The organism is Catenulispora pinistramenti (assembly GCF_018274385.1).
In the GTDB taxonomy this organism is placed as follows: domain Bacteria; phylum Actinomycetota; class Actinomycetes; order Streptomycetales; family Catenulisporaceae; genus Catenulispora; species Catenulispora pinistramenti.
The window spans coordinates 110,447-123,171 of sequence record NZ_JAAFYZ010000001.1 but is presented as its reverse complement, the minus strand read 5'-3'; the positions used below and the strand labels follow the sequence as shown (position 1 = coordinate 123,171).

The window sequence follows — 12,725 nt, the reverse complement described above, 5'->3', positions numbered from 1 at the left end:
AAGAGAACTGCCGCCGAACTTCAGGAGACCCGCCAGCGCCTGCGCCGGATCGAGGCCGGTGACTCCGAGCCGCTGGCGATCGTGGCCATGGGGTGCCGGTTTCCCGGCGGGATCCGCGGTCCGCGGGACCTGTGGCGGCTGCTGGAGCGCGGGGGCGATGCCATCGGGCCGTTCCCGACCGACCGCGGCTGGGACCTGAGCCAGATCTACGACCCGGACCCGGACCACAGCGGCACCTCCTACGTGGCCGAGGGCGGCTTCCTGGACGAGGTGGCGGCCTTCGACCCGGCGTTCTTCGGGATCAGCCCGCGCGAGGCGCTGGCCATGGACCCGCAGCAGCGGCTGCTGCTGGAGATCTCCTGGGAGGCCTTCGAGAACGCCGGGATCGACCCGGCGGCCATGCGCGGCAGCGCGACCGGGGTGTTCGTCGGCGCCGGCGCCTCGGGCTACGAGGTGACCTCCGAGGAGGCCTCCGGCTACCAGATCACCGGCAGCGCCACCAGCATCATCTCCGGCCGCGTCGCCTACACCCTGGGCTTGGAGGGGCCGTCGGTGACGATCGACACGGCCTGCTCCTCCTCGCTGGTCGCGATGCACCTGGCGGCCAAGGCGCTGCGCTCGGGCGAGTGCTCGATGGCGCTGGCCGGCGGGGTCACGGTGATGCCGCGCCCCGGCACCTTCGTCGACTTCTCCCGGCAGCAGGGGCTGGCCGCCGACGGCAGGTGCAAGCCGTATGCCGAGGCCGCCGACGGCACCGGCTGGAGCGAAGGCGCCGGCGTGCTCCTGCTGGAGCGGCTCTCCGACGCGCGCCGCCGGGGACACCCGGTGCTGGCCGTGATCACCGGCACCGCCACCAACGGCGACGGCGCCTCGAACGGTCTGACCGCCCCGAACGGCCCGGCCCAGCAGCGGGTGATCCGCGCCGCGCTGGCCGGGGCCGGGCTCACCCCCTCGGACGTCGACATGGTGGAGGGGCACGGCACCGGGACCCGGCTCGGCGACCCGATCGAGGCCGGGGCGCTGCTGGCGACCTACGGCCAGGACCGGCCCGAGGGCCGGCCGCTGCGGCTGGGCTCGGTGAAGTCGAACTTCGGCCACACCCAGGCCGCGGCCGGGGCGGCCGGGGTCATCAAGGTCGTGCTCGCCATGCAGCACGGCGTCATGCCCCGCACCCTGCACGTGGACCGGCCCTCGGGCCAGGTGGAATGGGCGAGCGGGGAGATCGAGCTGCTGACCGAGGCGCGGTCCTGGCCGGCCGGCGACCGGCCGCGCCGGGCCGGGGTCTCGGCGTTCGGGATCAGCGGGACGAACGCGCACGTGATCGTAGAGGAGCCGCCCGCATCGGTGCCGGCTCTCAGTGCTGAGGAACTGACTGACCGGGGGCCGGCCCCGGCGCCGTTGACCGGTGTGGTGCCGCTGGTGCTGTCCGCCCGGGGCCCGGAGGCGCTCAGTGGTCAGGCCGCCGGACTGCGCGAACTGCTGGACGGCCAAGCCGGGCCCGCGCTGGCCGATGTGGCGTGGTCGGCGGCCACCACCCGGTCGGTGTTCGAGCACCGGGCGGTGGTGTTCGGCGCCGCGGACAGCGCGGCCGACGCGGTGCGGGAACTGGCCGCGCTCCAGGACGGCACGCCGGCCGAGCACACCGTGAGCGGTGTGGCGCGGACCGGGACCCGGGTGGGTTTCGTCTTCGCGGGTCAGGGTTCGCAGCGGGCTGGGATGGCCGCGGGTTTGTACGCGGCCTCGCCGGTGTTCGCGGCGGCTTTCGATGAGGCTTGCGCTCTGATCGAGGGGCATCTCGGTCTGCCGGTGCGTGCTGTGGCACTCGGCACGGCTGCCGATGCCGGGGAGTTGGCGAATCAGACTGTTTATGCGCAGTCTGCCTTGTTCGCCTTGCAGGTCGGCGTGGTGGCGATGCTGGCAGCGGTGGGGGTCGCGCCGGCTGCCGTGGCGGGGCACTCGGTGGGCGAGGTCGCGGCCGCTCATGCGGTCGGGGCGCTCCCGCTGGCCGAGGCGTGTGCGTTGGTGGCGGCTCGGGGCCGGCTGATGCAGGCGCTGCCCACCGGTGGCGCCATGACGTCGATCGCGGCGCCGGAAGCGGAGGTCCTGGCGGCGCTCGACGGCGTTGAAGGCGTTCACATCGCCGCGGTGAACGGTCCGTCGGCGACCGTGGTCTCCGGCGAGAAGGACGCGGTGGACGCGGTCGCGGCGGTGTTCGCCGACCGGGGCACCCGGGTCCGCTCGCTGCGGGTCAGCCACGCGTTCCACTCCCATCGGATGGACCCGATGCTGGCCGAGCTGACGCGGGTCGCCGGAGCCATCGGCTTCGCCCGGACCGAGGTCCCGTGGGTGAGCACGGCCACCGGGGCGGTCGTCGAGTCCTGCGACGGTGCCTACTGGGCCGGTCAGGCCCGGGGCGCGGTGCGGTTCGCCGACGCCGTGACCACCATGGCCGGTCTGGACATCGACCTGTTCGTCGAGATCGGCCCGGACGGCACGCTGTCGGCCCTCGGCGCCGGAGCCGCGCCGGACGCCGAGTTCGTCTCCTTGCTCCGTCCCGACCACGACGCCGCGACCACGACCGTGACCGGGCTGGCCCGGGCCTGGGTGCACGGCGCGCCGGTCGACTGGGCCGCGGTCCTGGGCTCCGGGAACCGGGTGGAGCTGCCCACCTACGCCTTCCAGCGTCAGCGGTTCTGGCCCACCGGTGTGCTCGGCGAGGCGGACATGGCCGCCTCGGGCCTGAACGCCATGGGCCACCCGCTGCTGCTGGCGTCGGTGGAACTGGCCGGCGACGGCGGTGTGGTGCTCACCGGCCGGCTCTCGCCCCGGGTGCAGCCCTGGCTCGCCGACCACGCGGTCGGCGGGACGGTGATCCTGCCCGGCACCGCGTTCGTGGAGATGGCGGTCCGGGCCGGCGAGGCGGTCGGCTGCGGGTGGGTCGACGAGCTCACCCTGGAAGCGCCGCTGATCCTGGCCGACGACGGCCCGCTGACCCAGGTCCAGGTGACCGTGGGCGCCGCCGAGGACGGCCTGCGCCCAGTGTGGATCCACGCCCGCCCGGCCCTGGACGCGCCGTGGACCCGGCACGCCAGCGGGACGCTGGCGCCCGGCGGCGGCGCGATGGCGGCCGGGGACCTGGCGGTCTGGCCGCCGACCGAGGCCACGCCGGTCGATCTGGACGGCTGGTACGAGCGGATGGCCGCCGGCGGCAACGGCTACGGCCCGGCGTTCCAGGGCCTGTACGCGGCCTGGCGCCGGGGCGAGGAGGTGTTCGCCGAGGTGCGGCTGCCGGACCAGGCAGCCTCCGAGGCCGGCTGGTTCGGCCTGCACCCGGCACTGCTGGACGCCGCACTGCACGTCTCCGGCCTGGTGCTGCCGGCCGGGCGCCCCGGCGAGATCCCGCTGCCGTTCGCCTGGCGCGGGGTCGGCCTGCACGCCTCCGGCGCCTCGCAGCTGCGGGTCCGCCTGGCCCCGGACGGGGGCAGCGGCCTGACCCTGAGCGCCGTCGACGGCCGGGGCGCCCCGGTGATCTCGGTCGACTCGCTGGTGATGCGGGCGATCACGGCCGGGCACGGCGGCGGGGCCGTGGTGCGCGACGGGCTGTTCGCGGTGGACTGGACCTCGGTGCCGGCCGGCGAGCCGGCCGGGCGGATCGTGGCGCTCGGCGGCGGTGACGTCACCGGGCTGCCGGTGGACGGCGCGTTCGCCGATGTGGCGGCTTTGGCCGCGGCGGTGCGGGCCGGTGAGCCGGTTCCGGATCAGGTGTTGCTCGCGGTGGGTGCCCCTGCTGGTTCGCCTTCGGCGACCGCGACCGAGACCGCTGAGGACACCGCGGCTTGCGCTCGCGATGCCGTGTCCGACGTCCTCGCCGTGGTGCAGCAGTGGCTGGCCGCCGAGGAGTTGGCGGCGGCCCGCCTGGTGGTGCTGACTCGCGGGGCGATCTCCACCTCCGGCGAGGACGTGGCCGATCTTTCCGGCGCCGCGGTCTGGGGCCTGATTCGCACCGCGCAGACCGAGAACCCCGACCGCTTCGTCCTGCTGGACGTCCCGGGCCAGGGTTCTGACCTGCTGCCCGGCGCCCTGGCCTCCGGCGAGCCGGAATTGGCGGTCCGTGCCGGGGCCGTCCTGGCCCGCCGCCTGGTCCGCCCGGCCCCGCCGCTGGCCCTGCCGGCCGGTCCCTGGCGGGCCGAGGTCGCGCGCGCCGGCACCCTGGAAGGCGTGGCCTTCGCCGAGTATCCGGAGGCGCTGGACCCGCTTGGTCCGGGGCAGGTCCGGATCGCGGTCCGCGCCGCCGGTGTGAACTTCCGCGACGTGCTGACCGCCCTGGGGATGTACCCGGGGGAGCCGTTGCTGGGCAACGAGGTCGCCGGGGTGGTGGCCGAGGTCGGTCCCGGGGTTCCGCATTTGTCGCCCGGCGACCGGGTGATGGCGATGGCCGGCGGCGGCTTCGGCCCGTTCACGGTCGTGGACGCGCGGACCGCGGTGCCGCTGCCGACCGGCTGGTCCTTCGCCCGGGGCGCGGCGATACCGGTGGCGTTCACGACGGCCTGGTACGGCCTGGTCGATCTGGCCCAGGCCGTGCCCGGTCAGCGGATCCTGATCCACGCCGCGACCGGCGGCGTCGGCTCGGCGGCGGTACAGGTCGCCCGGCATCTGGGCCTGGAGGTGTTCGCCACCGCCAGCCCCGGCAAGTGGGGCGCGTTGCGAGCCATGGGCCTGGATGAGGACCACATCGCCTCCTCCCGGGACGTCGGCTTCGAGCAGAAGTTCGCCGCCGTCACCGCGGATCAGGGCATGGACATCGTCCTGAACGCGCTGGCCGGCGAGCTGACCGACGCCTCGCTGCGGCTGCTGCCGCGCGGCGGGGCCTTCATCGAGATGGGCAAGACCGACGCCCGCGATCCCGACCAGATCGCCGCCGCCCACCCGGGCGTGCGCTACCGCACCTTCGCCACCAGCGAGACGGCGGGCCCGGACCGGCTGGGCGAGATGCTGACCGGGATCAGGACCCTGATCGAGGACGGGGTGTTCACCGCCGCGCCGATCCGGTGCTGGGACGTGCGCCGGATCGGCGACGCCCTGCGGTTCATGAGCCAGGCCAAGCACATCGGCAAGATCGTGCTGACCATCCCGGTGCCCGCCCCGGCCGCCGGTACCGCGCTGGTCACCGGCGGCACCGGGACGCTGGCCGGGCTGGCGGCCCGGCATCTGGTGCGGACCGGCCGCGCCGGGAACGTCATCCTGGCCGGCCGCGCCGGCCCGGCCGCCGCCGGGGTCGCGGCGCTGGCCGCCGACCTGGCGCAGTCCGGCGCCGACACCCGGGTGGTGTCCTGCGACGCCGCCGAATACGACGCCCTGGCCGCGCTGGCCGGGACGATCCCGGCGGACCGCCCGCTGTCAGTGGTCGTCCACGCCGCCGGTGTCCTGGACGACGGCGTGCTCACCTCGCTCACCCCCGAGCGGATCGCCGCGTCCCTGCGCCCCAAGGCCGACGCGGCCTGGAACCTGCACCGGCTGACCGCCGACCGCGACCTGTCGGCGTTCGTCCTGTACTCCTCGGCCTCCGCCCTGTTCGGCGGTGCGGGCCAGGGCAACTACGCCGCGGGCAACGCCTTCCTGGACGGTCTGGCCGCGCACCGCAGGGCCGCCGGACTCCCGGCGGTCGCGCTCCAATGGGGCCTGTGGGCCACCGGCGGCATGGGCGGCACCCTGGACGAGGGCCAGCGCACCCGGGCCGCCCGCGGCATGGCCGCGCTCCCGGCCGCCGACGGTCTGGCGCTGTTCGACGCCGCGCTGGCCCGGGACGAGGCGGTGCTGGTCCCGGCCCTGCTCGACGTCGCCGGCCAGCGGGCGGCGGCGGCGCGCGGCGAGGCGGTCCCGGCCCTGTGGCGCACCCTGGTCGGCATCTCGGCCCGGCCGTCCGCCGCGGCCGCGCCGGCGGCCGGCGGCGCCGGCGGTTCGCTGCGGGAGCGGCTGGGCACCCTGCCCGCCGACGACCGCGCCCACGCCCTGGTCGACCTGGTCCAGGCCAGCGCGGCCGCGGTGCTCGGCCACGCCTCGACCAGCGCGGTGGACGCCCAGCGGGCGTTCAAGGACCTCGGCTTCGACTCGCTGACCGCGGTGGACCTGCGCAACCGGATCAACGGGGCCACCGGGCTGCGGCTGTCCTCGACCCTGATCTTCGACTACCCGACGCCGGCCCTGTTGGCCGCGCACCTGGACAGCGAACTGTTCGCGGGGATCGCGGACCCCGCGGCCGGCGCACCGTCGGCCGGCGGGTCCGGCGCGGCGGCCCAGGACCCCATCGTGATCGTCGGGATGAGCTGCCGCTTCCCCGGCGGCATCGGCAGCCCCGAGGACCTGTGGGAGGTGCTCGACACCGGCCGGGACTGCATCGGGGAGTTCCCGACCGACCGGGGCTGGAACATCGACGGGATCTACGACCCGTCCGGGCGGGCCGGCACCTCCTACGTCAACGAGGGCGGGTTCCTGTACGAGGCCGGTGAGTTCGACCCCGGATTCTTCGGCATCGGCCCGCGCGAGGCGGTGGCGATGGACCCGCAGCAGCGGCTGTTGCTGGAGACGTCGTGGGAGGCGTTCGAGCGGGCCGGGATCGACCCGGTGGCGCTGCGCGGCTCGGACACCGGCGTCTTCGTCGGCGCCGCGATCTCCGGCTACGGCCCGGGCCTGGCCATCGACGAGGGCGCCGAGGGCTACCTGATGATCGGCACCACCGCCAGCGTCGCCTCCGGCCGGCTCTCCTACACCTTCGGGCTGGAGGGCCCGGCGCTGACCATCGAGACGGCGTGCTCCTCCTCGCTGGTCGGCATGCACCTGGCGGCGCAGTCCCTGCGGGCCCGGGAGTGCTCGCTGGCCCTGGCCGGCGGGGTGACGGTGATGGCGACCCTGGAGCGGTTCGTCGACTTCTCCCGTCAGCAGGGGCTGGCGCACGACGGCCGCAGCAAGGCGTACTCCGACAGCGCCGACGGCGCCAACTGGAGCGAGGGCGTCGGCGTGGTCGTGCTGGAGCGGCTGTCCGACGCGCGCCGCAACGGCCACCCGGTGCTGGCAGTACTCGTCGGCAGCGCGGTGAACCAGGACGGCGCCTCCAACGGCCTGACCGCCCCGAACGGTCCCTCGCAGCAGCGGGTGATCAAGACGGCGCTGGCCGGCGCCGGTCTGCGCGGTACCGACGTCGATGTGGTGGAGGGCCACGGCACCGGCACCACCCTCGGCGACCCGATCGAGGCCGGGGCGCTGCTGGCGACCTACGGCCAGGACCGGCCCGAGGGCCGGCCGCTGTGGCTGGGCTCGATCAAGTCGAACTTCGGCCACACCCAGTGGGCCGCCGGCGTGGCCGGGGTCATGAAGATGGTGCTGGCCATGCAGCACGAGCGGCTGCCCCGGACCCTGCACGTGGACCGGCCCTCGTCCAAGGTGGACTGGACCGCCGGGGACATCAAGCTGCTGACGGAGCCGGCGGCCTGGCCGGCCGGCCCGGACCGGGTCCGGCGGGCCGGGGTGTCCTCGTTCGCGATCAGCGGCACGAACGCGCACGTGATCCTGGCTGAGCCGCCGGCCGAGCCGGGGACGCAGACCGGGGCGGACCGACCGGAACCGGCGGCCGGTGCCGCCGGTCCCGCCGATGCCGCCGGTCCCGTTCTGGTCGGTGCCGTCGGCTGGCCGGTGTCGGGGCGGACCGAGGAAGCCCTGTGCGCACAGGCCGGCCGGCTGCGCGAGTTCGTGCTGGCGCACCCGGAGATCCAGGCGCGGGACGTCGCGTGGTCGCTGGCCACCACCCGGTCGGTCTTCGAGCACCGCGCGGTGGTCCTGGACACGTCCGCGGAGACGCTGGCCTCGGTGGCGACCGGACAGTTCGCCGCCGCGGCGATCAGCGGTGTCACCGGCGGCGAGCGGGTGGGATTCCTGTTCGCGGGTCAGGGTTCGCAGCGTGCCGGGATGGCGGCCGGGCTGTATGCGGCCTCTCCGGTGTTCGCGGCGGCCTTCGACCAGGCGTGCGGGCTGCTGGAAGGCCACCTCGGTCTGCCGGTGCGGGACGTGGCGCTGGGTACCGCCGCCGATGCCGGGGAGCTGGCGAATCAGACTGTTTATGCGCAGTCCGCTCTGTTCGCCTTGCAGATCGGTGTGGTCGCGATGCTGGCAGCGGTGGGCCTGAAGCCCTGGGCGGTCGCCGGTCACTCGGTGGGCGAGGTCGCCGCGGCGTACGCGGCCGGTGCGTTGTCCCTGGCCGACGCGGCGGCGTTGGTGGCTGCCCGGGGCCGGTTGATGCAGGCCCTGCCGACCGGCGGGGCGATGACCTCGATCGCGGCGCCGGAAGCGGAGGTGCTGGCGGCGCTGGAGGGGGTCGAAGGCGTCTGGATCGCCGCCGTGAACGGTCCGTCCGCGACCGTGGTCTCCGGGGAGAAGGACGCGGTGGACGCGGTGGCGGCGGTGTTCGCCGGGCGCGAGGTGCGGGTCCGGCCGCTGCGGGTCAGCCACGCGTTCCACTCCCACCGCATGGATCCGATGCTGGCCGAGCTGTCGCGGACTGCTGACGGTCTGGGCTGGAAGGCCACGACGATTCCGTGGGTGAGCACGGCCACCGGGGCGGTCGTCGAGTCCTGCGACGGTGCCTACTGGGCCGGCCAGGCCCGGGGCGCGGTCCGGTTCGCCGACGCCGTGAGCACGATGGCGAGGCAGGACATCGACCTGTTCCTGGAGATCGGCCCGGACGGCACGCTGTCCGCCCTGGGCACGGCGGCGGCGCCCGACGGCGAGTTCGTCTCCTTGCTCCGTCCCGACCACGATGCCGCGACCACCGCCCTGAACGGGCTGGCCCGGGCCTGGGTGCACGGCGCCGGAGTGGACTGGGCCGCGGTCCTGGGCTCCGGGACCCGGGTGGACCTGCCCACCTACGCCTTCCAGCACCAGCACTTCTGGCCGAACGCCAAGCCCGGCGCGAAGGATCTGGCGCAGGCCGGCCTCGGCGCGATGAGCCACCCGTTGCTGCTGGCGTCGGTGGAACTGGCCGGAGACAGCGTGGTGCTCTCCGGGCGGCTGTCGACCCAGGCGCAGCCCTGGCTCGCCGACCACGCGATCGGCGGGACCGTCCTGCTGCCCGGCACCGCGTTCGTCGAACTGGCGGTCCGCACCGGCGACGCGGTCGGCTGCGGCCGGCTGGAGGAGCTGACGCTGGAGGCACCGCTGGTGCTGCCGGCGGACGGCTCGCCGATGCGGGTCCAGGTCACGGTCGGCGGCGACGCCGACGGAGTGCGTCCGGTCACGATCCACACCCGGCCCGTCACCGGCGGCGCCGACGCGCCCTGGACCCGGAACGCCAGCGGCACGCTGACCGTGTTGCCGGAGCGCATCCAGGTCGGTGATCTGGTGGTGTGGCCGCCCCGGGGCGCCGAACCGCTGCCGGTCGGCGGTCTGTACGAGCGCATGGCGCAAGAGGGCTATCACTACGGCCCGGCTTTCCAGGGCCTGCGCGCCGCCTGGCGCCGCGACGACGAAGTGTTCGCCGAAGTGGTCCTGCCGGAGATCGTCGCCGATGAAGCCGCCGGCTTCGGTCTGCACCCGGCGCTGCTGGACGCGGCCCTGCACCTGGGCGGTCTGGTCCTGCCGGAGTCCGGCCCGGGCGAGGTGCGGCTGCCGTTCGCCTGGACCGGCGTGACCCTGCACGCGATCGGCGCGGCCGCGCTGCGGGTCCGGCTGACTCCGGACGGCTCCGGCGGCCTCACCCTGATCGCCGCCGATCACGGCGGTACCCCGGTGGTGTCGGTGGAATCGCTGGCCCTGCGCGCGATCCCCGCGGCGGATCAGGACACGGCGAACCCGGTGGTGCGCGAAGGCCTGTACGCGGTCGGCTGGACGCCGGTCGCGGCGGGCGAGCCGGCCGGGCGGATCGCGGCGCTGGGCGCCGGGGTCCCCGGGGTTTCGGCCGATGCCGTGTTCGCGGATGTGGCCGCCTTGGTCGAGGCGGCGCGGGCCGGTGAGCCGGTTCCGGACTTGGTGTTGGCCGCTACGGGGGCCGGCGCCGATGCCGGTTCCGCAGCTCCGGCCGGGGCTTGCGCTCGCGGCGCGGTATCCGATGTGCTCGCCGTGGTCCAGCAATGGCTGGCCGCCGATGAACTCGCGGCGTCCCGCCTGGTCGTCGTGACCCGCGGTGCGGTCGCCACCGCCCCCGGCGAGAGCGTCACCGATCTGCCCGCCGGCGCGGTCTGGGGCCTGGTCCGCACCGCCCAATCGGAGAACCCCGACCGGGTCATCCTCCTGGACCTCCCGGACCAGGGTTCTGATCTCCTGGCCTGCGCCCTGGCCTGCGGCGAGCCGGAACTGGCCATCCGCGGCGAGGCCATCCTGGCCCGCCGCCTGACCCGCCCCACCGCCGGGCTCCGGCTTCCCACCGACGGCACGCCCTGGCGGATCGAGGTCGACCGCGCGGGCACGCTCGACGGCCTGGCCGCCGTCCCGGTCCCGGCCGCCCCGCTGGAACCCGGTCAGGTGCTGGTCGCGACCCGCACCGCCGGGGTGAACTTCCGCGACGTCCTGATCACCCTGGGCATGTATCCGGGCCAGGCCCTGCTGGGCAGCGAGGTCGCCGGGGTGGTGGCCGAGGTCGGCCCGGGCGTGACCGGACTGGTGCCCGGCGACCGGGTGATGGCCACGGCCGTCGGCGGGTTCGGCCCGTTCACGGTCGTGGACGCGCGCACCACGGTGCCGCTGCCCTCGGGCTGGTCGTTCGCTCAGGGCGCGGCGATACCGGTGGCGTTCACGACGGCCTGGTACGGCCTGCTGGATCTGGCGCAGGCCGCGCCCGGTCAGCGGATCCTGATCCACGCCGCGACCGGCGGCGTCGGCTCGGCGGCGGTACAGGTCGCCCGGCACCGGGGCCTGGAGGTGTTCGCCACCGCCAGCCCCGGCAAGTGGGACACGCTGCGCGCGATGGGCCTGGATGAGGACCACATCGCCTCCTCCCGCGACGCCGGCTTCGAGGAGAAGTTCGCGGCCGTCACCGCGGATCAGGGCATGGACATCGTCCTGAACGCGCTGGCCGGCGAGCTGACCGACGCCTCACTGCGGCTGCTGCCGCGCGGCGGCGTCTTCATCGAGATGGGCAAGACCGACGCCCGCGATCCCGAGCAGGTCGCGGCTGGCCATCCGGGCGTGCGCTACCAGATGTTCGAGACCGGCGAAGCCGGCCTGGACCGGCTGGGCGAGATCATGACCGAGGTCAGGGCCCTGATCGAGGACGGGGTGTTCACCGGCATGCCGGTCCAGTGCTGGGACGTCCGCCGGATCAGCGACGCCTTCCGGTTCATGAGCCAGGCCAAGCACATCGGCAAGGTGGTGCTGACCCTTCCGCGCACGCCGCGGGCCGCGGGCACGGTCCTGGTCACCGGCGGCACCGGCATGATCGGCGGCCGGGTCGCCCGGCACCTGGCCCAGACCGGCCGGGCCGGCCAGGTGGTGCTGACCGGCCGCTCCGGCCCGGTGGCCGGCGGCGTGCCGGCGCTGGCCGCGGACCTGGCCGGCTCCGGGGCCGGGGTCCGGGTCGTGTCCTGCGACGCCGCCGACCGGGAGGCGCTGGCCGGACTGCTGGCCTCGGTGCCGGTGTCCTCGGTGTTCCACTCGGTCGGAGTCCTGGACGACGGTGTGTTCACGTCCATGACCGCCGAGCGGGTGGACACCGTGATGCGGCCCAAGGCCGACGCGGCGTGGCACCTGCACGATCTGACCGCCGACCGCGATCTGGACGCCTTCGTCCTGTTCTCCTCGGCCGCGGCGACCTTCGGCGGCGCCGGGCAGGCGAACTACGCCGCGGCCAACGCGTTCCTGGACGCTCTGGCCGCGCACCGCCAGTCCGCCGGACTCCCGGCCACTGCCCTGGCCTGGGGCCTGTGGTCCGAAGCCAGCACCATGACCGGGCACCTGGGCGGCGACCAGAAGTCCCGCATCAGCCGGGACGGCGGCCAGGCCCTGACCGCCGACGACGGTCTGGCGCTGCTGGACACCGCCCTGGGCCGGGACGAGGCGATGCTGGTCCCGGCGCTGCTCGACCTGCCCGGCGTGCGGGCCCGCGCGGCCCGCGGCGAGCAGGTCCCGGCGTTGTGGCGGGGTCTGGCCGGCGCGGCCCGGCCGAAGGCCGCCGCCGCCGCGGCGGCGGCCGGCGGGGACTCGGTACAGTCCCGGCTGGCCGGGCTGGCGCCGGAGGAACGTGACCAGGCCCTGACCGACATGGTCCGCGCCTACACCGCCGCGGTCCTCGGATACACCTCGGCGGACGCGGCTGCGGCGGACCGGACCTTCAAGGAACTCGGCTTCGACTCGCTGGCGGCCATCGAACTCCGCAACCGGCTCGGCGGGGCCACCGGGCTGCGCCTGGCGGCCACCGTGGTCTTCGACTACCCGACCCCGGCGGCACTGGCCGCGCATCTGTCCGAGCGCCTGCGGCCCGACGAGGTGGCCGCCCAGGCCGCCGACGCCGACGCCGACCTGGAGTCCAGGCTGCGGGCGATCCTGGCCGCGGTCCCGCTGGCCCGGCTCCGGGACGCCGGGCTGCTGGAGCCGTTGCTCGGGCTGGCCGACGTCCGGGACGAGGCGGTCCTGGCGGTGGCGGCGGCCGAACCGGAGGCCGACGCCGGGCTCATCGACTCGCTGGACGCCGAGGCGCTGGTGCGGATCGCGATGGAAGCCGAAGGAACCGAACTTTGATGCCCGGT

General features: G+C 75.3%; 1 pseudogene. It reads left to right on the top strand.

Annotated features, from left to right (window positions below):
* Positions 1 to 9: 9 nt before the first annotated feature.
* Positions 10 to 12,717: pseudogene (locus tag KGQ19_RS00150) on the top strand (type I polyketide synthase); the annotation flags it as partial.
* Positions 12,718 to 12,725: the final 8 nt, after the last annotated feature.